Source organism: Thermococcus sp. (assembly GCF_015523185.1).
In the GTDB taxonomy this organism is placed as follows: domain Archaea; phylum Methanobacteriota_B; class Thermococci; order Thermococcales; family Thermococcaceae; genus Thermococcus.
In genome coordinates, this window is sequence record NZ_WAKV01000078.1 from 17,057 (window position 1) to 36,760 (window position 19,704).

23 protein-coding genes are annotated in these 19,704 nt (G+C 52.4%); 19 read left to right on the forward strand and 4 right to left on the reverse strand.

Annotation, left to right across the window (positions count from 1 at the left end; translation table 11 throughout):
- The first annotated feature begins 152 nt into the window (after window positions 1-152).
- Together F7B33_RS09165 and wecB are read left to right on the forward strand one after the other, a co-directional pair.
- Window positions 153-1,424: a UDP-N-acetyl-D-mannosamine dehydrogenase gene (locus F7B33_RS09165; protein WP_297063234.1), complete on the forward strand. Its 1,272-nt coding sequence runs from the start codon at window positions 153-155 to the stop codon at window positions 1,422-1,424.
- Window positions 1,421-2,554: a non-hydrolyzing UDP-N-acetylglucosamine 2-epimerase gene (gene wecB, locus F7B33_RS09170; RefSeq protein WP_297074222.1), complete on the forward strand. Its 1,134-nt coding sequence runs from the start codon at window positions 1,421-1,423 to the stop codon at window positions 2,552-2,554. The genes F7B33_RS09165 and wecB overlap by 4 nt, the downstream gene beginning before the upstream one ends.
- Here wecB and F7B33_RS09175 read toward each other — a convergent pair.
- Both F7B33_RS09175 and F7B33_RS09180 read right to left on the reverse strand, forming a co-directional pair.
- On the reverse strand, window positions 2,540-3,226 hold the full coding sequence (locus F7B33_RS09175; protein ID WP_297074224.1) for a hypothetical protein: 687 nt from the start codon (window positions 3,224-3,226) through the stop codon (window positions 2,540-2,542). The two genes, wecB and F7B33_RS09175, sit on opposite strands and share 15 nt — an antisense overlap.
- A 39-nt stretch (window positions 3,227-3,265) precedes the next feature.
- Window positions 3,266-4,525 (reverse strand): radical SAM protein, encoded by a 1,260-nt coding sequence (locus tag F7B33_RS09180; protein WP_297074226.1) that lies wholly within the window; start codon window positions 4,523-4,525, stop codon window positions 3,266-3,268.
- A gap of 168 nt (window positions 4,526-4,693) precedes the next feature.
- Here F7B33_RS09180 and F7B33_RS09185 point away from each other — a divergent pair, with 168 nt between their 5' ends.
- The 14 genes from F7B33_RS09185 (at window position 4,694) to nuoI (ending at window position 15,187) form a co-directional block, all read left to right on the forward strand.
- The gene (locus F7B33_RS09185) at window positions 4,694-5,194 is read left to right on the forward strand and encodes a regulator (RefSeq protein WP_297062115.1); all 501 of its coding nucleotides are present in this window, start codon (window positions 4,694-4,696) and stop codon (window positions 5,192-5,194) included.
- A 224-nt stretch (window positions 5,195-5,418) separates the two neighbouring features.
- The gene (locus tag F7B33_RS09190) at window positions 5,419-5,952 is read left to right on the forward strand and encodes a Na+/H+ antiporter subunit E (protein ID WP_297062114.1); all 534 of its coding nucleotides are present in this window, start codon (window positions 5,419-5,421) and stop codon (window positions 5,950-5,952) included.
- Window positions 5,949-6,203, forward strand: a complete 255-nt coding sequence (locus F7B33_RS09195) for a monovalent cation/H+ antiporter complex subunit F (RefSeq protein ID WP_297062112.1) — start codon at window positions 5,949-5,951, stop codon at window positions 6,201-6,203. Before F7B33_RS09190 ends, F7B33_RS09195 begins: the two co-directional genes overlap by 4 nt.
- Window positions 6,200-6,598, forward strand: coding sequence for a monovalent cation/H(+) antiporter subunit G (gene mnhG / locus F7B33_RS09200; RefSeq protein ID WP_297062110.1), 399 nt, complete (start codon window positions 6,200-6,202; stop codon window positions 6,596-6,598). Before F7B33_RS09195 ends, mnhG begins: the two co-directional genes overlap by 4 nt.
- Window positions 6,595-6,879 carry a DUF4040 domain-containing protein gene (locus F7B33_RS09205; protein ID WP_297062108.1) on the forward strand — a complete coding sequence of 95 codons (285 nt, stop codon included), beginning with the start codon at window positions 6,595-6,597 and terminating at the stop codon, window positions 6,877-6,879. The genes mnhG and F7B33_RS09205 overlap by 4 nt, the downstream gene beginning before the upstream one ends.
- 2 nt (window positions 6,880-6,881) lie before the next feature.
- Window positions 6,882-7,589 carry a Na(+)/H(+) antiporter subunit B gene (locus F7B33_RS09210; RefSeq protein WP_297074254.1) on the forward strand — a complete coding sequence of 236 codons (708 nt, stop codon included), beginning with the start codon at window positions 6,882-6,884 and terminating at the stop codon, window positions 7,587-7,589.
- Window positions 7,586-7,942: an NADH-quinone oxidoreductase subunit K gene (locus tag F7B33_RS09215; RefSeq protein ID WP_297062107.1), complete on the forward strand. Its 357-nt coding sequence runs from the start codon at window positions 7,586-7,588 to the stop codon at window positions 7,940-7,942. The genes F7B33_RS09210 and F7B33_RS09215 overlap by 4 nt, the downstream gene beginning before the upstream one ends.
- Window positions 7,939-9,426, forward strand: coding sequence for a proton-conducting transporter membrane subunit (locus F7B33_RS09220; protein WP_297074227.1), 1,488 nt, complete (start codon window positions 7,939-7,941; stop codon window positions 9,424-9,426). The genes F7B33_RS09215 and F7B33_RS09220 overlap by 4 nt, the downstream gene beginning before the upstream one ends.
- Complete coding sequence (locus tag F7B33_RS09225) at window positions 9,423-11,270, forward strand: proton-conducting transporter membrane subunit (RefSeq protein WP_297074229.1); 1,848 nt, start codon at window positions 9,423-9,425, stop codon at window positions 11,268-11,270. The genes F7B33_RS09220 and F7B33_RS09225 overlap by 4 nt, the downstream gene beginning before the upstream one ends.
- Window positions 11,271-12,170: a respiratory chain complex I subunit 1 family protein gene (locus F7B33_RS09230; RefSeq protein WP_297064379.1), complete on the forward strand. Its 900-nt coding sequence runs from the start codon at window positions 11,271-11,273 to the stop codon at window positions 12,168-12,170. It abuts the gene before it with no gap.
- 3 nt (window positions 12,171-12,173) lie between these two features.
- On the forward strand, window positions 12,174-12,752 hold the full coding sequence (locus F7B33_RS09235) for an NADH-quinone oxidoreductase subunit B family protein (RefSeq protein WP_297064382.1): 579 nt from the start codon (window positions 12,174-12,176) through the stop codon (window positions 12,750-12,752).
- Window positions 12,743-13,318: an NADH-quinone oxidoreductase subunit C gene (locus F7B33_RS09240; RefSeq protein WP_297064385.1), complete on the forward strand. Its 576-nt coding sequence runs from the start codon at window positions 12,743-12,745 to the stop codon at window positions 13,316-13,318. Before F7B33_RS09235 ends, F7B33_RS09240 begins: the two co-directional genes overlap by 10 nt.
- Before the next feature lie 10 nt (window positions 13,319-13,328).
- Window positions 13,329-14,513 carry an NADH-quinone oxidoreductase subunit D gene (locus tag F7B33_RS09245; RefSeq protein WP_297074255.1) on the forward strand — a complete coding sequence of 395 codons (1,185 nt, stop codon included), beginning with the start codon at window positions 13,329-13,331 and terminating at the stop codon, window positions 14,511-14,513.
- 5 nt (window positions 14,514-14,518) lie between these two features.
- On the forward strand, window positions 14,519-15,187 hold the full coding sequence (nuoI, locus tag F7B33_RS09250; protein ID WP_297074256.1) for an NADH-quinone oxidoreductase subunit NuoI: 669 nt from the start codon (window positions 14,519-14,521) through the stop codon (window positions 15,185-15,187).
- Window positions 15,188-15,195: 8 nt separating this feature from the next.
- Here nuoI and F7B33_RS09255 read toward each other — a convergent pair whose 3' ends face one another.
- On the reverse strand, window positions 15,196-16,533 hold the full coding sequence (locus F7B33_RS09255) for a leucine/methionine racemase (protein WP_297064388.1): 1,338 nt from the start codon (window positions 16,531-16,533) through the stop codon (window positions 15,196-15,198).
- A gap of 115 nt (window positions 16,534-16,648) precedes the next feature.
- Between F7B33_RS09255 and F7B33_RS09260 the strand changes: the two genes are divergently transcribed.
- Window positions 16,649-17,110: an Lrp/AsnC family transcriptional regulator gene (locus F7B33_RS09260; protein ID WP_297074230.1), complete on the forward strand. Its 462-nt coding sequence runs from the start codon at window positions 16,649-16,651 to the stop codon at window positions 17,108-17,110.
- 24 nt (window positions 17,111-17,134) lie between these two features.
- Here the strand turns inward: F7B33_RS09260 and hcp are convergent, their stop codons facing one another.
- On the reverse strand, window positions 17,135-18,508 hold the full coding sequence (gene hcp / locus F7B33_RS09265; RefSeq protein WP_297074232.1) for a hydroxylamine reductase: 1,374 nt from the start codon (window positions 18,506-18,508) through the stop codon (window positions 17,135-17,137).
- 168 nt (window positions 18,509-18,676) lie between these two features.
- On the opposite strand from hcp, the gene F7B33_RS09270 reads away from it, so the two are divergent.
- Together F7B33_RS09270 and F7B33_RS09275 are read left to right on the forward strand one after the other, a co-directional pair.
- Entirely contained in the window at window positions 18,677-19,063 is a 387-nt protein-coding gene (locus F7B33_RS09270) for a helix-turn-helix domain-containing protein (RefSeq protein WP_297064396.1), read from the forward strand.
- A 30-nt stretch (window positions 19,064-19,093) separates the two neighbouring features.
- Entirely contained in the window at window positions 19,094-19,669 is a 576-nt protein-coding gene (locus F7B33_RS09275; RefSeq protein WP_297064399.1) for a hypothetical protein, read from the forward strand.
- Window positions 19,670-19,704 lie beyond the last annotated feature (35 nt).

Consider the following 19,704-nt stretch of genomic DNA (forward strand, 5'->3'; position numbering starts at 1 on the left):
TTTAAACGGGCCATCACAGAAAGATGGAATGAACAGGGATGTTCCTCAGAAGGAAGGGGGCAAAACCCGAGTAAGAACCGTTTCAACGGTTTCAAAATCGTTACCTAGAAAAGGCTTTTATCCACGGTTTCCAACGAGCCTCGGTGAGTGGAATGAATGAAATGCAGGAGATAGCGGTCATAGGGCTTGGATACATAGGTCTCCCCACGGCCATAATGTTCGCGAATTCCGGGTTTAGGGTTATAGGTTATGAAATCAAGGAAGAAGTCGTCAGGAAAATAAACTCTGGGGAAGCCCACATCGTCGAGCCTGAAATAAACGAACTGCTCCGAAAGGCTATAGAGAGTGGCAACCTCAGGGCGACGTCGAATCCGGACGAGATACGTGGAAAGGACGCCTACATAATCTGTGTTCAAACCCCCCTTAGGGAGGACAAAACCCCAGACCTTAGCTACCTTGAGAGTGCCGTCAGGACGGTCGCTCAAGCCATGAAAAGGGGCTCCCTCGTGGTGATAGAGAGTACGGTTCCACCCCTAACAACGGTAAAAATGGCACGTCTAATTGAGGAGATTACGAGTTTTAAAGCGGGCAAGGACTTCTACATGGTCCACGCCCCGGAAAGGGTAATGCCCGGGAGGATTTTCAAGGAACTGGTTTACAACTCAAGGATTTTCGGCGGAATAACCCCGGAGAGTGCGGAGATGGCCGAAAAGCTCTACAGGGCTTTTGTCAGGGGCCAGACCTTCAAAACAAGCTCCACCGTCAGCGAGGTTGTTAAACTGATGGAGAACACCTTTAGGGATGTTAACATAGCCCTAGCCAACGAGTTCGCCTTCTTGGCTCACCAGTATAAGATAGACATCTTCGAGGCAATAGAGCTCGCCAACACGCACCCAAGGGTTAGAATCCACGTGCCGGGGATAGGCGTTGGAGGCCACTGCCTTCCCAAGGACCCGCACCTCCTCCTCTGGCCGGCCAAGGAGGACTTCGGGCTCATAAAGCTCGCGAGGGAGATAAACGACTCGATGCCCCTCTTCACCAAGGATTTACTATTCTCCGCCTTAAGGGAACTCAACGTTCTGCCGGAGGAGGCAGTTATTGCCGTTCTGGGTCTGGCTTACAAGGGTGATAGCGACGACACGAGAAATTCCCCTGCTCTGGCCTTTATAGAGGCCATAAAGGACGATGTAAAGGCCGTTAAGACCTATGACCCCTTTGTTGGAGGAACCTCTGAAAGCGTTGAGGAAGCAGTTAAAAACGCAGACGCGGTTGTTATAGCCACAGACCACACGGCCTTTAAGTCTCTCGACTGGGAAAGCCTTGGAAATCTTATGAGGACGAGAATCCTCATAGACGGCAGGCACGTCGTTAAAGAACCGCCGAGGGGATTCCTCTTCAAGGGCATCGGGAGGGGCGAGTTTTGAAGCCGGCCTTCGTCTTTGGGACGAGACCTGAAATAATAAAGCTCTCCCCGGTGGTAATGGCCTTCATTGAGGCGGGTGTTAAACCCCTCCTAATACACACGGGCCAGCACTACGACTACGAGATGAGCAGGATTTTCCTGGAGGAGCTTGAACTGCCGGAGATAGACTACCACCTTGAGGTCGGCTCCGGAACCCAGGCGGAGCAGACAGGGAAGGCCATGATAGAAATCGAGAGGGTCTTAGTGAACGAGAAGCCTGACGTAACGCTCGTCCAAGGCGACACGAACACAGTTTTGGCGGGGGCTCTGGCGAGTGTCAAGCTGAAAATCCCTGTTGCACATGTTGAAGCCGGACTGAGGAGCTTTGACAGGACGATGCCTGAGGAGATAAACAGGATTTTAGCCGACCACGCGAGCGAGGTTCTCTTCCCGCCAACAGAGGAAGCGAAGAGGAACTTAGAGCGCGAGGGAATAACCGAGAACGTCTACGTTACAGGGAACACGGTTGTTGATGCGGTTTTACAGAACGCCGAGGTGGCGGAGAAGAAAAGCAACGTTCTGGAGAGGTTTGACCTCAAGCCGGGGGAATACCTCCTCATAACCGTCCATAGGGCTGAAAACACGGACAGTAAAGAGAACCTCAAAAAGCTAGTTGAGATACTCGAAAGCCTTCCTATGAGGGCGGTCTACCCGATGCATCCGCGTACGAGGAACCGGCTTAAGGAGTTCGGCCTCTGGGACCGGGTGGAGGCGGTAGAGAAACTGACGATAACTAAGCCACTCGGCTACCTCGACTTCCTGAAACTGGAAAAGAACGCCTTCGCGATAATGACAGACTCCGGTGGAATCCAGGAGGAGGCGATAACCCTCAACGTGCCCTGCCTGACGCTCCGCTACAACACTGAGAGACCGGAAACTGTTAAAGCCGGCGGAAACGTCCTGGTCGGCCTTGAAAAAGATAGGGCAATAGGCTACCTGAAGAGGCTGATGGAAGACAAGGAATTCTACGAAAGGATGGCCAAAGCCAAGAATCCCTTCGGCGATGGAAAAGCAGGGAAGAGAATAGCCGAAATCCTATTGGAGCTTTACAAGAGGGGAGAGCTAAAGGTGAGGAGCTCAAGGTCCATTTGACTCGTCACTCCTGAGGAACTGGTCGAGCTGAGATGCTATCTCGTTGGCAATCATCTCGTAGGGGTTTTCACTCTTTAATTTTCCGACCTTTGCCTTGAGGTTCCACCAGTAGGCAACATCGCAGGTCTGATTGGCTATCTTCAGCTTGAGTAGCCGTTCCATACTGGCCCTGCAGAACTTATCGGCTGATTTTGATATTTCTGTTGCAGAGAAAGCCAGACCGTTGTTTATAACTTCGACCGCGGACTTTGCATCGCCTGCGTAGGAGTAGTAGAGTATCCCCGAGATGGAACGCTCCTCGGTTAGCAGGTAGTCTGCCCGGCTGATAACAGGTGCATAGAAAAGAACAACCCTGCCCTTGAGGTCATACGCTGTGATGTTCTGGATAATCACAGGTTTAAGACCGTGCCTTTTGACAACAGCCACGAGTGCGCTCTGAATGTATCCTTCATACGGCTTGGGGGCCCAGACCGCTATGTAAACTACATTGGGGTTCTCCGGGGCGCTCTTCCAGCCGTAGTTATTGTCAACTGTCGTGGTCTTTCCGTGTTGGACTCCCCCTGAAACGTCTGAGATAACGTAGGACTCGCTAGCTATTGCTACTCCAACCACGGATGCTATCAAAATTAAGAGCATTCCTCCAACTAAAAGAAATCGTCTCATTTCCTTCACCAATATGTAATGATAGTAAAACAATTAAAAATGTTTCTCTCACACTTCAGTTCCGATGTAAATCCCGTGCCTCGTCCTGACGATTCTCACCTTAATCCTGTCCCCGACCTCTGCCCTAGTTCCAACGACTTCGATGAGCCTGTTCCTCGCTTTGGCAAGCATTTCACCCTCTATCCTGCCCGGTAGAACGACTTCGGCCTTGACAACCTCCCCGGGTCTGAAGGCTAGAGGTATGAACTCTCTCTTCTCCATCCCGAAGTGGCTCGGCTTTAGGACCAGTGGTCTCATTCCCGTCTTCTCCTCCAGCTGTCTAAGCCAAGCGTAGAACTCCTTGAAGGGCTTTACCCTAGCTATCGTCGGGTTCCTCCCGAACTTGTAGGGTATGTAGTTCTGGAAGCCGAGTGCGGGCCAACGCTTTCCGGCTCCAATCTTCCGAGCGAACTCTATGAAGGCCTCAGCTTCATCGTCGTTGATTCCGAAGATTATGACGGGGGCGATTAGAACGTCGATTCCCGCGTTTACCAGAGCTTCCGCCATGTCGAGGACGTGCTCTAAGTCATAATCCTTCCTGCCCATTAGCATCTTAGCTTTATCGGGGTCGAGGGAGTGAATGGACAGGTTCACCCTGTCGAGTCCAGCCTCGGCAAGCTCCTCAACAAGCTTATCTGTTAAGAGCGTCCCGTTGCTCTGCATTGATATTACAGAAACGTTTGGATGCTCTCGCAATGCCTGAACCAGCTCAACCCTGAAGGGATAAATCAACGGTTCCCCCTGACCGTCGAGATGTGCCTCCAAACCCTTCCCCTTTATCCTCGCAACGTCGTCGAACCACTTCATGAGGTAGTCAATGTCAACTACGTAGTCGAGCTTCCTCGTCCTTGAATAAGGCCCCTCGTCAACGGAGCAGAAGATACAGCTCAAATTACACCCGCTTACCCCCCGGATTTGAATCAGGTTTGTCCCCCTGTCTATAAGTCCGAAGGCGTTGTAGCCGAGAAGCGGGACGTCGAGTCCCCCGTGGATGTAAAGAACTTTCCTCTTTGTATAGCGATTCCTCAAAAGCGCGCCGAGGTTGTTCTGGATATAGAGTGCAATGAATCCTTCAACCTTTTCGTAGTCCGTGTCGATTACCAGCGCGCCGTCTCTGGCCGACACATCGGGGGGGACTCTGTACTTCTTCCTTATAACCCGCTCAAGCTCTCTTTTGGGAAAGTCTGCATAGAGAGTTTCACGCCAGATTAACCTAATTGTGTCTCCAAGGTCTTCGAACGTAACGTGGGGAAGGCGGAGCTCTATCATGGTCGTGTGTCGTCACGTTTTGGTTTAAAAAGCCGGCGGTGGATAAAACATCCGTAGGGAACTCTGGAAAAATTTTTAAATTCCACCGGTGAAGGCATGCGGGCATGGAAACATTTTAATATTATTGGATTAAAAAGTCTATTGGTGAACTTAACTGGGTGATAGTCCATGTGGGGAAAGATTGAACACTATTTTGATGAGTATCCTGTCAGGAAACAGATTGCCAAAACCCTCCTGAAGTATGGCCTGAAAGTCTCGGATGACATGAAGATTAAGGCAGGGGACATAGAGGTGCCATACACGAAGATAGCCAAGGCCCTCGACGTTGACAGGCGCGTTGTAAAGGAGACCGTTGCTATGATACTCAAGGTTCCCGAGCTCAGGGAGATTTACACCAACCTCGAACCGACTGTCCATATGAAGTACGTTGGAAGACACGTCGGCTATGGCGTCATCGAGATTGAGCCCGAACCAAGGGCCATAGGAATCCTCGCCAAGATTGCTCAGAAGATAGCGGAGCGCGACATCAACATCGTTCAGGTCGTTGCTGAAGACCCCGAGCTCTATCCCGAGGCAACGCTGACGATAATAACGGAAAAGCCCATACCCGGCGACCTTATCAACGAGCTCTCAAAGCTCGAAGGTGTCAAGAGGATATCCATCTACTAACCGAATTTTTTTGGCCTTCTTCGCCTTTTTCTCCAAAAGATTTTGTTACCTCATATCGAAGAACGAACGGCCATGAACGCTTTTCTGAACTATGGGACAAATTAGAGGCGCCTATTTTAACCAAAAGTTCTAAACCTCTCTTCTTCCCAGGTAAGGTTTATAAGTTATGGTTGGTAACTCCCCAGTAGTCACTCCCAATGAGTGTCATTGCTGGAGGGTTGAGTATGGAGGAAGCAAGTCGCGCCAGCAAGTTCGCGTACACTTTTATCGTGCTCTTTATTCTGTGGCTGGTGGTTACCTCAAGCCTTGACGTTCAGGAAGTGATAACCGGGGCAATTATAGCGCTAATAGTTGCGGCACTGACGTACGACGTTTTCACAAAAGCAGGGCTGGCGAACCTCCACCCAAAGAGGGTCGCCTACGCTATAGCTTACCTACCCTACTTCCTGTGGGCCATGATAATGGCCAACCTCGACGTCGCCTACAGGGTTCTCCATCCGGCGAGGCCTATAAGGCCTGGAATCGTCAAGTGCAGAACAATCCTCGACAGCGACACCGGAAAGCTCTCGCTGGCCAATTCCATAACCCTCACTCCCGGAACGATAACCCTTGATGTTGACGGAAAAGACTACTTCATTCACTGGATATGGGTTCCGGATGAAGTTCTCAACGCCAAGGACGATTCTGAGCACGTTGAAAAGGCCTCCGAGGCCATAACCAGACCCTTTGAAAAATTCCTGAGGGTGATATTCGGATGATAGGGATTAACATTTATCTCGCCCTGATTGCGATAGCAACGCTCTTCAGCACCTACAGGGTCTTCAGGGGGCCAACAACTGTTGACAGGCTGGTCGCGGTTGATATCATGACCACGATAACCACCGGGTTAATGGTCCTCTTTGCACTCTACTACGGCAGGATGATATACATCAGTGTCGCTTTGGTTTACGCGCTATTAGCTTTCGGTGGAGTCATAGCCTTCGCCCGCTACCTGGAGGGAGGCCTATGAATGCCCTGGCTATAACCGGTGAAATCCTAGTCCTCATAGGAACGTTCTTCTACTTCCTGTCCGCTCTCGGCCTAATCAGGATGCCAGACGTTTACAACAGGATGCAGACCTCGACGAAGAGCGCCACTCTTGGAAGCCTGGGTGTCATAGTAGGAACTGGAATCTGGGCCGTTGGCAAGGGTTACTCTCCGGCGTGGATAGTCCAGACGATAGCGGTTGCTGGGTTCCTCCTTCTCACGAACCCAATAAGCGCTCATGCCCTTATAAGAGCCGCCTACAAGCGCGGAATTCCGCTATGGCACGGTAGCGTCGTTGATAAGTACGCCGAGCACCTCGCGAGCAAGGCACAGGCCGAAAATATTGAAGGTGAGGCCTCTGGGGAGGTGAGCGAATGAACTGCATAACCTGTATTGACTACATCATAGTCGCCGTCATGATAGTCTCGGCCATACTGGCGGTTGAATGGAGGGACTTACTCGCTGCGGCCGTTGGCATGGCGGCGGTAAGCTTATTCGCCTCGATACTGTTCCTTATCCTACAGGCTCCGGACGTTGCAATGACTGAAGCGGCCATAGGTGCCGCGCTGAGCGGTGCGATATTCATCTTCGCCATTAAGAGGACCAAGCGCTTTGAGACCGAAGAGGAAGAGAGGCCCGGGTGGTGGGTAAGATGGTGAGCATTCTGAAGCGCGGTCTCGCGATAATTACAATTCTAATCATCGGTTACTGGCTCGCTCAGGGATTGGCGGGAGTTCCCTTTGGGCAGGATAAGATGCTCGTCGGCCAGTACTACCTGAACCACGTTAAACAGCAGACGGGGGCAATAAACGCTGTAACAGCGGTTGTCGTCAACTACCGTGGTTTCGATACCCTCGGTGAAGTCACTGTGCTGTTCATAGCATCAACCGGTGTCGGAGCCCTCCTATGGGAGAGGAAGAAGAGGAGAACCGCCAAGACCGAGGGTTCAATCGTTCTCACAACCGGAACGAGACTCCTTGCCCCCTTCGTGATACTCTTTGGAGCGTACATCTTTATCCACGGACACCTCACCCCGGGTGGAGGTTTCCCAGGAGGAGCCACTATAGCGACCGCCTTCCTGTTGCTCTACATGGCCTTCACCATGTACGAAATCCCGCACAAGGCCTTCGAGAAGACTGAAGGAATTGCAGGAATGGGTTACGTCATAGTAGGTCTCATAGGCCTCGCGATAGGTGGCTACTTCCTCTTTGACTGGATATGGCAGACCTGGGGCTGGGGACACGAGAACATAGGCCGGCTCTTCAGCGGTGGATTCATTCCGATAATTTACATCATCATAGGCCTCAAGGTCGGCACCGAGCTCAGCGGAATCATTGACAACATGCTCAAGGAGGGGGTGAGCGAATGAGCCTTCCTCATATAAGCGTCTTCTACTTCGGGGCCATTTCCCTTGTCCTCATAGGCCTTTACGCGATACTGGTCAAGAAGAATATCCTCAAGATGCTTATTGGCTTAAGCATAATGGAAACCGGCGTTAACCTGCTCCTCGTCAGTATAGGTTACATCTACGGAAGGAGTGCTCCGATTTTAAGCGAGGGAATAGGTCCAAACCAGGCAGTTGACCCGATTCCGCAGGCTCTCGTTCTGACTGCGATAGTCATAGGCGTTGCCACAACTGCCATGGCCCTTAGTGCCGTTATTGTCCTCTACAGGCATTACGGAACCCTCAACATTGAGGAGATAAGGAGGTTGAGAGGATGAACGGGCAGTATGCTTCACTCCTCATAGCGTTACCTCTCCTCGGTGCCTTCTTCGTTCCCCTTATCAAGGGACTCGGGAAGAAGGCCATTAAGACCTACGTGCTCATAATCACCGCGCTCCAGGTTGGAATAGCGGCGTGGGTCTTCCAGCAGGTCTACTCCACGGGAAAGCCGATTATAGTAATGGCAGGTGGCTGGAAGCCGCCCGTTGGAATAAACCTTTACATCGGTTACTTCGCGGCACTCTTCATACTCATAGTCGCCATGGCGAGCTTCCTCATGGCGGTCTTCAACTTCAAAGCTGTGAACGTTGAGCCGATTGACAAATACGCCATGCTGTTCCTGCTCCTCATGCTTGGAGCCACTGGAATGATAGCAACCGGTGACATCTTCAACCTCTTCGTCTTCATGGAAATAACGGCAATAACCGCCTATGCCTTGACGGCCTACAACAAAACAGGTGAAGCCGCCGAAGCATCCCTCAAGTACATGATTCTCGGTGGCATAGGGTCAAGCTTCTTCCTAATCGGCGTTGCCCTGATTTACGGCGCCACCGGGACTCTCAACATGGCCCAGATTGCCCAGCTCGCAGGCAACATCAACCCGACGGTTGCCCAGGTCGGATTGGCCCTTATAGTGTTCGGTCTTGCCGTTGAGGCCGAGCTCTTCCCCCTCAACGCCTGGGCCCCCGATGCATATCAAGCAGCACCGCACCCGATAACGGCAATGTTTTCCGCCTTTGTCGTCAAGGCCGGCCTCTACGCTCTGGCGAGGGTTCTCTACCTCCTCAGCGCCGTTGGAACCTGGCATAACGTCCTCAAGCTCCTCGTTGTGATGGCCACCCTGACGGTGGTCGTTGCGGAGTTCTCAGCTTTGAGGCAGAGGAACGTTAAGAGGATGATAGCCTACTCGTCAATAAGCCAAGTTGGACTCATAGCCCTTGCCTTTGCCCTCGGAACCCAGGCTGGAGTTGACGCCGGAGTCTTCCAGATGATAAACCATGCAGTAATCAAGCTCCTTCTGTTCCTTGGCGTTGGTTACGTCGCCCTACAGCTTGGAGGGGCGGAGATTGAGAACTTCAGGGGTCTTGGTAGGAAAATGCCCTTCACAGCCCTTGGAATAACAGTCGGCTCTATGGCGGCCGTGGGAATACCACTGTTCAACATATTCTGGAGCAAGCTCAGGATAATCTTGGCAACAATTGAAGCCGGCTATACTTGGGCCGCTTTCCTCGTCTTGGGTGCCAGCGTCGTCGAGGCCGTCTATTACTTCAGGCTAATCCACGCCATCTGGTTCGAGGGTAACGGTGAGAGGATTTCGGAGAGTGTTCCCCTCGTTGCCATAGTTGTTGCCCTGGTGATACTCGTGGTTGCAATAGGAATCTACCCGAACTACCTCTGGAGCGTTTCCCAGAAGGCCGGAAGCGACATATTCAACGTGGCCAACTACATCAAGAACGTTCCCTTGATGGGGGTGGGAGCATGAACGAGCTAATAATAATGCTCTTCGCTCCTCTCATAGCTGGCTTTATAGCCTGGGCCCTTGACATCAGGGGCGTTCGCGAGACCGTTGGAATACTAGGGGCACTAGTTCCCATCGGAATACTAGCCAAGTATTATCCGACCATAGCGGGTAGCAACCCCGAGACCGTGACCCACACCCTAACCGTCGGCGGGTTCAAGCTCATCTTTAACCTCAACCAGATAAACTGGTACTTTGCCGTTATCGCTTCCCTCGTTGGAGTTGCGATGGCCTTCGGAATGGCCAGCACTTCCAGGAACTCCTACGAGTGGCTCTTCGCCCTAATGAGCTACACCGGTGTCCTCGGCGTCTTCCTCAGCGGAGACTTCGTGAGCTTCTTCCTGTTCTGGGAGCTCATGACCTTCGCGAGTTTCATGATGGTACTCAAGAGGAACAAACACGAGTCCCTGAAGTACTTCGTGCTCAGCGTTATAGGCGCCTATGCAATGCTCATAGCCATCGGTATACTCTACGCCAAGACCGGCGCCCTCGACTTCGCGACCATCAAGCAGGCTATGTACATGGACGCTATGCTGGGAAGCATGAGCAAGAGCCTAACCGCTCTCGTGTTCCTGCTCTTCATCACTGCCTTCGGTGTCAAGGCCGGTTCAGTTCCGCTCCACGTCTGGGCGCCGGGGGCTTACAGCGAGGTTGACCAGAGCTATACAACCTTCTTCAGCGGTGCCCTCAGCAAGGCTGGGGCCTATGGATTCCTGCTCCTCTACATCCTGATGGGGGCCAAGCTCTACACTGCCCTCGGCGTCTGGCACAACCACTTGGTCTTTTCATACATAATAGCCTGGCTTGGAGCGATAACCGTCGTCGTTGCCGGTTTCCTCGCAGTCCTCCAAGAGGACATAAGGAAGCTCTTCGCTTACTCATCCGTCAGTCAGGTCGGCTACATACTGCTGGGTCTTGGAGTAGGTACCTCACTTGGTTTCATGGGAGCGCTCTTCCATGTGCTGAGCCACGCGGTCTTCAAGGGCCTTTTCTGGCTTGTGGTCGCGGCCCTAATACTGAGAACGGGCAAGACGCGCTTTGAAGACTTTGGAGGTCTGGCAGAGAAGATGCCCATAACCTTTGCCATGTCCCTCATAGCCGTCCTCAGCTTAGCGGGAATCCCGCCGATGGCGGGCTTCGCCAGCAAGTGGCTCCTCTATGAAGCGGCAATACAGGCCCACATGCCACTCGTTGCCGGAGCGATATTCCTTGGCAGTGGACTGGCCTTTGCCTACGTAGTCAGGTTCCTCTACGCTGTCTGGTTCGGCCAGAGGCCGAGTGACCTTGAAGACGTTAAGGAGGCACAGCTCCCGCTCCTCATTGGCATGGCAATACTCGCTATTCCAAACCTCGTCTTCGGTATAGCCCCCGGTCTGGTCACAGAGTACCTCGGAAAGTTCCTTGGAAATTCGGTAGGGGGCGACTACTTCAAGCTGGTGACCCCTGTCGGAACCTACAACGCGCTCCTTGTTACGGTAATCCTTATCCTGGGCCTCGCGATAGCTGGACTAATCTTCCTTTATGGTGCTAAGGCCAGAAAGGTTCCCGTCACGGACACCTACCAGTCTGGTAACCCGGTTACAGAGGACTACAACCTCAGCATAAGGAGGAACTTCTACAGACCACTTGCAGAAGCCCTCGACTTTTGGCTCAAGTACAGCTGGGACAGGTTCTACGAGAGACTAGCAGGAATAGCCGAGGACTTCGCTGACTGGCTTAGGGAGGGCTTCTACAACGGAAACGTTCAGAGCTATGCCTGGTACTTAGCTGTTGTGCTCATTATACTGGCGCTGTGGGGGGTGTTGTGAATGTTCGACTGGAAGCTTGCCCTCGAGACGATAGGCATGATAATCTACGCCACCTTCATGGGTTTCATCTTCATGGGTATCGAGAGAAAGGCCATGGCGAGAATACAGAGGCGCGTTGGGCCTCCCATCTACCAGCCCCTGATTGACACCCTGAAGCTCTTAGGTAAAAAGGAAAGCATAAGCCACGGCTTTGTCTATGACTTCGGCCCAGTGTTCGCGCTTGGAGCGAGCATAGCGGCGCTCCTCTTCATCCCAATAGCCAACTTCCAGCTCTTCAGCAGTAACGCCGATTTAATCGTCGTCGCTTACCTTCTCGAGGTTCCGATGCTCGGAATAATGCTGGGTGCCATGAGCTCAGGAAACCCGTATTCCGCGGTCGGTGTCCAGCGTGGTCTGCTCACCATGGTGGCCATGCAGTTGCCCTACGGTCTGGCCATAATAGCCCTCGTTCAGCACTGGGGAACCTTCAAGCTCAGCAACATCGTTGCCCTCCAGCAGGTTCACGGGTGGAGCATAACGGTTCCTGCCCTGTTCTTGGCCTTCATAGTCTTTGACATAGTCTTCCAGGCAATGCTCGGTCTGGAACCGTTCGACATCATAACGGCCCCAGCGGAAATCTCTATGGGTCCGATGCTCGAGTACGGTGGCAAGCACGCGGCACTGCTCTTCACCCAGCACGCGGTTCAGATATTTGCCGAGACGGCCTTCTTCGCGGTGCTCTTCCTTGGCGGAGCGAGTAACCTCCTAGAGTTGCTCATCAAGCAGTTAGTCGTGCTTTTCATAGCAATATTCGTTGCCAGCATCTACCCGCGCTTTACAATAGACCAGGCCGCTAAGTTCTTCTGGAAGTGGCCGACCATACTGGGAATAATAGCAGTTATCCTTACGATGGGGTGGTGAAAGATGGGTGAGGACTTCATAAGCTACGAACTCAAAGAGTTCAAGCTCTTCGAGCCTCTATTCAAATGGGCGAGAAAGAAGAGTCTCTGGATAGTAGCGTTCTGTACAGGGTGCGGTGGTATAGAGATGCCACCCCTATTTAATGCCAGATATGACCTTGAACGCTTTGGTATGATGCCTAACCCGTCCCCCAGGATGGGGGACCTCTTCCTCATTACCGGCTACGTCACGCCGAAGACCCTCAAGAGAATTATCATAACCTACGAGATGATGCCGGACCCCAAATACATACTCGCCCACGGTTCCTGTCCTATTAACGGGGGTGTTTACTGGGACTCCTACAACGTCGTCAAGCAACTCGACAAGTACATCCCGATTGACGTTGCAATAGCTGGCTGTATGCCGAGGCCTGAAGCCGTTATGGATGGTATAATGGAAATCATGAGGAAGATTGAAGACGGTACCGCCGACGGCTGGAAGCGCTATAAGGAGAACTACGAGTACTACAAAAAGAACCAGGACAAGCTCTTTGGCGAAGGCTGGCGTGAGAGGGAAGCCAAGAGGTGGTTGGCATGGCTGTGAATGAAAACGTTAAGAAAGTTGAGGCCCAACCCGTTGAGGAAAAACCGACCCTTCCAGACACCAAGGAGGGAAGACTCGTAAAGCTCATCCTTGAGAAGGCTCCCTACGCCGAGGGGAACGTAAGAAGGGAGAGGCGCGTTGAGTTCAAGGTTCCAGTGGAGAGAATACACGAGTTCCTCGAACTAGCGAGCGAAACCTTCGAGATGCTCATACAGATAAGCGTCGTTGACTGGCTTAAAGAGAATGAGTTCGAGCTTGTCTACCAGCTCTGGAGCGTTAGCGAGAGCGTGCATGCCTTCGTCAGGACGAGGGTTCCGAGGGAAAATGCAAAGCTCCCGACCATGATGGACATATGGCCGGTCGCTGAAACCTACGAGAGGGAGGCACACGAGTTCTTCGGGATAGTCTTTGAAGGCAATCCAAGGCTCGGGCCCTTCATCCTTGAGCCGAGGGAGTACGAGAAGCATCCCTTCAGAAAGGACTTCAACACGCTGAGCTATGTCAAGATCATCTATGGAGAGGACTTCGACAGGTATGATGAGAGCAAGACGAATTATGTAATCTGAGGTGATGCTCATGGCGAATTTAGAGGTTCCGAAGGAGCTTAGGGAGGAAGCAAAGGCCCACGACATGTACCTTCATCCGATAGCAAAAGACACCTACGAGCTGTTCTTCGGTCCACAGCACATGGCAACCGAGAACTTCAGCATAATCCTCAAAATGGACGGCAACAGGATAGAGAAGGCCATAGTCAATCCTGGCTTTCTGCACAGAGGTTTTGAGAAATTAGCGGAGCAGAGGCCCTACTTTACCAACATCGCTTTACTCCTCCGTATCTGTGTCCCCGAGAGCGACGTTCCCGAGAACATCTACTCGATGGCCGTTGACGAGATAGTCGGCTGGGAGGTTCCCGAGAGGGCTATATGGATTAGGAACGTTGTTCTTGAGATGGCAAGGGTTTCAGCTTGGATGTTCTGGATAATGGGTTTTGGAAACGAGATAGGTCTCTACACCCCCGGTCAGTGGGCTGCTGCCTACCGTGAGAGGCTAATGCGCCTCTTTGAGGAACTCACTGGAGGGAGAGTCTACCATATCTACACCGTTCCAGGGGGAGTGAGAAGGGACATACCAGGCGACCGCTGGTTGAGACAGCTCCGCGATACCGTGGAGTACATCAAGTCCAAGCTCAAGGACTTTGACGAGATACTCTTTGACAACTACATAACCTTTGAGAGGACCGAAGGCGTTGGTGTGATGGACAAGAAGTTTGCCCTCAAGCATGCTGTAACCGGTCCGAACCTCAGGGCCGTCGGCGTTCCCTACGACGTCAGGAAGGACGACCCCTACTACCTCTACGACCAGCTCGACTTCGAGGTTCCTATCTTGAAGGAAGGAGACAGTCTTGCACGTGTTCTGGTAAGGAGGTACGAGCTAGAGCAGGACCTCTACATACTGGAGCAACTCCTCGACATGGGGCCGCCCAGCGGGCCTTACATGGTTCAGGACGCCCGTCTAAAGGCCCTGCCGAGGTTCAAGCCACCTAAGGGAGATGCCTACGCCCACGTCGAGTCAACGAAGGGCGACTTTGGAGCGTACGTCGTCAGCGACGGAAGCCACAAACCCTACCGCGTCCACATACGCGGACCGAGCCAGAGCCACGGCGTTACAGTGCTTGAAGAACTGCTTAAAGGTGCCCGCCTTGCAGATGTTCCGGTCATATTGAAGACCCTTGACAACTGTCCGCCCGACATAGACAGGTGATGAAGATGGCGAGAGTTGTTGGCGAGGAGAAAGTTAAGCTCAAGAAATCATTCGTCAAGCCCTGGATGGGCCTCAAGTACCTGTTCAAGAAGCCGGTGACGATAAAGATACCCTTCGAGAAGATAGAGCCCGCTCCGAAGTACAGGGGATTCCACACCCTCGACTGGAAGAAATGCGTCGGCTGTAACTTCTGTGGACAGATATGTCCAGCTAGAGCGATAGAGATGACGTGGCTCGAAGTGGACGGCAAGATGGAGAAGAGGCCTCACCCTAAGGTGGACTACGGAAGGTGTACCTTCTGCCAGTTCTGTGTGGATGTCTGCCCGACAGGAGCGCTCGGTTTCAGCGAGAGTTACATACTGACTACAGACGGAACGGGAGATGCCCTTGAGCTCTTCAACTGGGTGCCCATTCACCCCGACAAGGTTAAAGAGCTCAACGAGCGCTTTGGGGACTACCGCTTCCCCGTGGTCAAGATAGAGAAGAAAGCCGACGGAACCTACGTCTACTACCTCCGCGACGGTTCGAAGATAGAGTTCAAGGTACTCGGCTACGGCATAAGGCCACCGAAGAAGTCGACACCTGCGAAGCCTGCGACAAAATCCGCACCGGCAAAGACTACCGGCACCACGGAGAAGAATGAGAAGTCCTCAGGAAAGGACTCCAAGGAGTGAGTTTTCTTTCACCATCCCTGCACCTTTTTTACAACGTCTTCCGGGACATCTCCGTTTTCAACGTCTTCTATCGCTTCTTCAAGCCTGTCAAGACCTTCTTCGAGGAGCTCCTCTTCTATTGTAAGGGGCGGTTGAATCCTCAGGACGTTGCCCTGGAGGAACGCTACTATAAGGCCCAGCTCGTAGGCCCTCCAGACGACCTTTTTGGCTTCGTCGTAGGCCCTCTCCTTCGTTTCCCTGTCCTTTACGAGCTCAACACCGAGCATGAGGCCGAGACCGCGGACGTCACCTATGAGCTCATGCCTTTTCTTCATCCTCTCGAGCCTGTTCTTGGCTTTCTTTCCAAGTCTTTCCGCTCTAGCCAAAAGGTTCCGCTCCTTGATTTCCTCGATAACGGCCAAAGCCGCGGCGCTCGCCACGGGATTCCCGCTCAGGGTGAATGCATGGCCGAGCGGTGGAAGAGAGTCCATTATCTCAGCTCTCCCGATTACAGCACTTATCGGGAGTCCACCGCCGAGTGGCTTCGCGAGGGTTATTATGTCGGGCTCAACACTGAAGTGCTCGATGGCGAACCACCTGCCAGTCCTCCCAAGCCCGCTCTGGACTTCATCAACGCCGAGGAGGATTCCATGCTCGTCGAGGAGCCTTTTCAGTTTTTGGAAGTAACCCTCAGGTGGAACCACCATTCCTGCATCGCCCTGTATCGGTTCCGCCAGGAGGAGCGCGACGCCCTCCGCGTGAACCTCCCCCTCGAACTTCTCCTTCAGGTATTCCAGGCATTCCATACGGCACTTTCCGGGTTCTTTTCCAAAGGGACAGCGGTAGCAGTTTGGATAGGGAATAAAGTGGATGTCGCTAAGCTGGCCGACCTTGGAGCGGACTTCAAAGTCTAGTCCAGTGACGCTCATAGCTCCGTAAGTCGAGCCGTAGTAGCTCCGCAAATAGCCTATGATGGCCCTTCTGCCTGTGTAGGCCCTCGCGAACTTTATTGCCCCGTCGTTGGCGTCGCTCCCGCTCAGACCGAAGGCCACCTTCGGGCTTTCTATGGGTGCTATCTCGGCCAGCTTCTTCGCCAGCAGGTAGGGCTCGACCGGGAAGCCGTAGATGAAGGTGAAGTGGAGCAACCTATCCGTGGTCCTCTTAACGGCCTCGACCACGCGGGGGTTGTTGTGGCCGACGTTCTGAACGGCAGCATCGCTTAGGAAGTCTATGTACTCCCTTCCATCAACGTCCCACACCAGGGCATTCCGGGCTTTGTAGGGAACAATGGGGGTATATGTAACGTGGGAAGCCCTCGAGATGTAACGGGAGTAGCCATCTATGACCTCTTCCTTCCCGGGTAGCATGGGACCACCGTTTCCTTTTTGCTTTTGAAATTAATAGTAATTTCGGTCAATTTTTGCTAATTTTTTAGAAAAATTTAAAAATATGATACTAAAAACTTAAAATTGGTGATATAAAATGGCTGAGGTAGAAAAGCTGGACGAGCTGGACAGGGCGATACTCCACATACTCCAGGAGGATGGGAGGGCCAGCTACTCTGAGATAGCGAGAAGGTTGAAGGTGCCCGAGTCAACGGTCAGGTTAAGGGTGAAGAAACTTGTTGAGAGGGGCATAATCAGAAAGTTTGTCGCACTCATAAACCCCTTCAAAGCCGGCTACTCTGTTGTGGCATTTATAGCGGTTGACGTAGAGCCGAGCAAGATAAAGGAGGCCGTCGAAAAGTTGAAGGAGTTGCCGGAGGTTGATGTTTTAGGTATAGCCACAGGGGCACACGACATACTCATGCAGGTAACGGTAAAGGACCTGCAGGAGCTTGAGAACTTCCTCGTTGAGAAGCTTGGAAGGATAGAGGGGATAAAGAGCACCGAGACATCAATCCTGACGAGCGTTAAGAAGTGGGGCTACGCTAGGGTGTTCTAAGGCAGTAAGAGAAAGAGAGGGGAATCAGTCAAGAAGCGGGGAATCCTCGCTGACCGCGGTGGTCGAGTTGAGCATCCTCTTGAGGTCCTCCTCGGGCTCGCTTATGAGCCTGAGGTCAAACTTCTTTCTGATTGTTTCGAAGACATTTGGTGTGAAGAACTCGGGAGCCTTAGGCCCGATGTAGATTCCCTTGATTCCGAGGTAGAGGAGGCTGTAGAGTATCCCTATGGCCTTCTGCTCCATCCAGCTGAGGACTATGCTGACGGGCAAGTCGTTGAGGCCAACGTCGAGCTCCTTGGCGAGCGCACCAGCAATCTGGATTATCGAGTAGACGTTGTTACACTGGCCGAAGTCCATGAAGCGCGGGATTCCCTCGATTTCACCGTAGTCGCGCCTGTTGTAGCGGAACTTACCGCACGCGGCCGAGAGGATTATCGCATCCTCAGGAACTATTGCGGTGAGCTTCTCGTAGTAGCTCATCTTCGGGTTGGGAACGTCACAGCCACCTATGACGAAGACGTGCCTTATCTTGCCCTCGTTGATTAGTTCGATGAGCTTGTCCATGAGGGGAAGAACGTTGGTGTGGTGGAAGCCGGTGACTATATAGCCATTCTCCTTCCTTTCCATCCTCGGCGTCTCCAGGGCGCGCTTGATTAAGGGTTCGTAGTCGTTCTCGAGGTGGAGAACACCTTCGAGGCCAGCTATATCCGTCGTGAACATCCTGTCGGCGTAGCTCTTCGGCGGCTGCTGGACACAGTTGCTCGTTCCGAGGATTGCTCCCGGGAACTCGCTGAACTCCTTCCTCTGGTAGACCCACGAACCTCCCCAGTTGCCGTAGAGGGACTCGAACTTCCTGAACTCGGGATATGAATGGGCCGGGAGCATCTCGGAGTGGGTGTAGACCCTTATTTCATCCTCGAGGCCCATCTCCCGTATCTGCTTGAGGAGTTCGTAGAGGGCCCTGTAGGTGTGGCCGGTGATGAGTATTCCGTGGCCCTCGTCGGTTCCGGTCGGAACCTTGACCGGCTCCGGGTTTCCGTAGGTCTCGGTGTAGGCCCTGTCGAGAAGCTCCATCGCCTTGAGGTGTATCCTTCCGTTTTCAAGGATGAGCTCAAGGAAGCGGTTCTTGTCGAAGTTCACGTTGGTGAGGGTCGAGTAGAGGGCCTTGCTCAGGAAGAAGCCGATTTCATCGTCCTTGTAGCCGAGCTCGTAGGCGTGGTAGTAGTAGGCGGCCGTTCCCTTTATTCCGTAAATGAGGGCCTCTTGGAGGGAGTTCAGGTCGGGGTCCTTTCCACAGATTCCCCTGAAGGTACATCCTCCCGGAAGGCTCATCGAACACTGGTCGCACCTCATGAGGATTCCAGCTTCCTTTCCGTTGTTGGGAACTTTCACGGCCATGGTCTCACCCCAGATTATGACATTTGTCATATGAATATTGGAGCAAGTGGTTTAAATTTTTTATTGGAAAGAACATCAAGAGCAGAATTTATGAACTCCAACCTAATGGTTCTTACCAGTTTGCATATACATCAAAACCCTTAAGTATTCCGCGGGATAGGTTGAACCATGAAGGTTACAGCCTTTGAGGTTGCATCGCGCTATGTCTACCCCTCGCTCAGAAGGCGCCTTGTTGAGCACCTTCGGAATAAGGGGCTGAAACAGGTTGAGATAGCGGAGCTTCTGCACGTTACCCAGTCGGCTGTTTCGCGGTACCTCAACATGGACAGGGGCTCAATGATAGATGTCTCGAAGTTCAGCGATATCGACAGAGAACTGGAGGAACTGGCAGACGAAATTCTTGAATCCCATCCGGGCGAGTATGTGATTCACCGAAGGCTCATTGAAATAGCCCTTAAAATGCTCGGAAGAGGTTACGTTTGCACCTTTCACTCTAGGATAGACCCCGAAGTTAACCCCGCGGAATGCAGGATTTGTATTGAGCTGTTCGGATGAAATAACCCCATCTGCTTTGGAGGGATAGACATGAAAAACAAGCTGACCGTTGCGTTTGTGATACTCCTCCTGCTGGTTCCTCTGGTCCTCGCCGATGAATACGAGAACGAAGAGAACGAATACGAAGCCGGTTACACCGCATTTGCAGTCGCAGGAGTTAGCCTCATAGGTCTAGGGGTCGTCTACTATGCAATGACCAAGAGGAAGCTCATCATACGCCATAAAAAGGGCGAAAAGTGGGGTTTTGAAATCCAGCCCGAGCATCCGTACATAACTTTCATAGGACCAATATCACCGATGACGGTTCACCATGCCCTGACGATAATAGGAACACTACTCGTCTTCGTCCACTTTTTCTCGTGCGGAAACTACTCTGGAGTCGGAGGAATAGCGGGGCTGGGAATGGGAATAACACTGGTTATAATCAACGCCCTTGGGTTTATCGGAAGGGCAATAAACCGGAAAATACTTGCACTCGCCAAGGAGGGCAAACGTGACAGTGCCAGAAAGTACATAAGGATTTATCAGACATGGAAAAAGATTCACATAACCTTTGCCATTCTCTTTGCAGTACTGCTGGTGATTCACCTGAACGCCGTTGATTGAGAATTCTCACATCTTTTCTGACGTTAGTGTTTTTA

What these genes read in the sequence shown, in the direction of transcription:
- F7B33_RS09165 (WP_297063234.1), top strand. Translation starts at nt 153, where the DNA reads ATGAATGAAATGCAGGAGATAGCGGTCATAGGGCTTGGATACATAGGT.
- F7B33_RS09235 (WP_297064382.1), top strand. Translation starts at nt 12,174, where the DNA reads ATGGGTGAGGACTTCATAAGCTACGAACTCAAAGAGTTCAAGCTCTTC.
- F7B33_RS09205 (WP_297062108.1), top strand. Translation starts at nt 6,595, where the DNA reads ATGAACTGCATAACCTGTATTGACTACATCATAGTCGCCGTCATGATA.
- F7B33_RS09270 (WP_297064396.1), top strand. Translation starts at nt 18,677, where the DNA reads ATGAAGGTTACAGCCTTTGAGGTTGCATCGCGCTATGTCTACCCCTCG.
- hcp (WP_297074232.1), bottom strand. Translation starts at nt 18,508, where the DNA reads ATGGCCGTGAAAGTTCCCAACAACGGAAAGGAAGCTGGAATCCTCATG.
- F7B33_RS09185 (WP_297062115.1), top strand. Translation starts at nt 4,694, where the DNA reads ATGTGGGGAAAGATTGAACACTATTTTGATGAGTATCCTGTCAGGAAA.
- F7B33_RS09230 (WP_297064379.1), top strand. Translation starts at nt 11,271, where the DNA reads ATGTTCGACTGGAAGCTTGCCCTCGAGACGATAGGCATGATAATCTAC.
- mnhG (WP_297062110.1), top strand. Translation starts at nt 6,200, where the DNA reads ATGAATGCCCTGGCTATAACCGGTGAAATCCTAGTCCTCATAGGAACG.
- F7B33_RS09240 (WP_297064385.1), top strand. Translation starts at nt 12,743, where the DNA reads ATGGCTGTGAATGAAAACGTTAAGAAAGTTGAGGCCCAACCCGTTGAG.
- F7B33_RS09180 (WP_297074226.1), bottom strand. Translation starts at nt 4,525, where the DNA reads ATGATAGAGCTCCGCCTTCCCCACGTTACGTTCGAAGACCTTGGAGAC.
- F7B33_RS09195 (WP_297062112.1), top strand. Translation starts at nt 5,949, where the DNA reads ATGATAGGGATTAACATTTATCTCGCCCTGATTGCGATAGCAACGCTC.
- F7B33_RS09245 (WP_297074255.1), top strand. Translation starts at nt 13,329, where the DNA reads ATGGCGAATTTAGAGGTTCCGAAGGAGCTTAGGGAGGAAGCAAAGGCC.
- F7B33_RS09275 (WP_297064399.1), top strand. Translation starts at nt 19,094, where the DNA reads ATGAAAAACAAGCTGACCGTTGCGTTTGTGATACTCCTCCTGCTGGTT.
- F7B33_RS09225 (WP_297074229.1), top strand. Translation starts at nt 9,423, where the DNA reads ATGAACGAGCTAATAATAATGCTCTTCGCTCCTCTCATAGCTGGCTTT.
- F7B33_RS09220 (WP_297074227.1), top strand. Translation starts at nt 7,939, where the DNA reads ATGAACGGGCAGTATGCTTCACTCCTCATAGCGTTACCTCTCCTCGGT.
- F7B33_RS09255 (WP_297064388.1), bottom strand. Translation starts at nt 16,533, where the DNA reads ATGCTACCCGGGAAGGAAGAGGTCATAGATGGCTACTCCCGTTACATC.
- F7B33_RS09190 (WP_297062114.1), top strand. Translation starts at nt 5,419, where the DNA reads ATGGAGGAAGCAAGTCGCGCCAGCAAGTTCGCGTACACTTTTATCGTG.
- F7B33_RS09260 (WP_297074230.1), top strand. Translation starts at nt 16,649, where the DNA reads ATGGCTGAGGTAGAAAAGCTGGACGAGCTGGACAGGGCGATACTCCAC.
- nuoI (WP_297074256.1), top strand. Translation starts at nt 14,519, where the DNA reads ATGGCGAGAGTTGTTGGCGAGGAGAAAGTTAAGCTCAAGAAATCATTC.
- F7B33_RS09215 (WP_297062107.1), top strand. Translation starts at nt 7,586, where the DNA reads ATGAGCCTTCCTCATATAAGCGTCTTCTACTTCGGGGCCATTTCCCTT.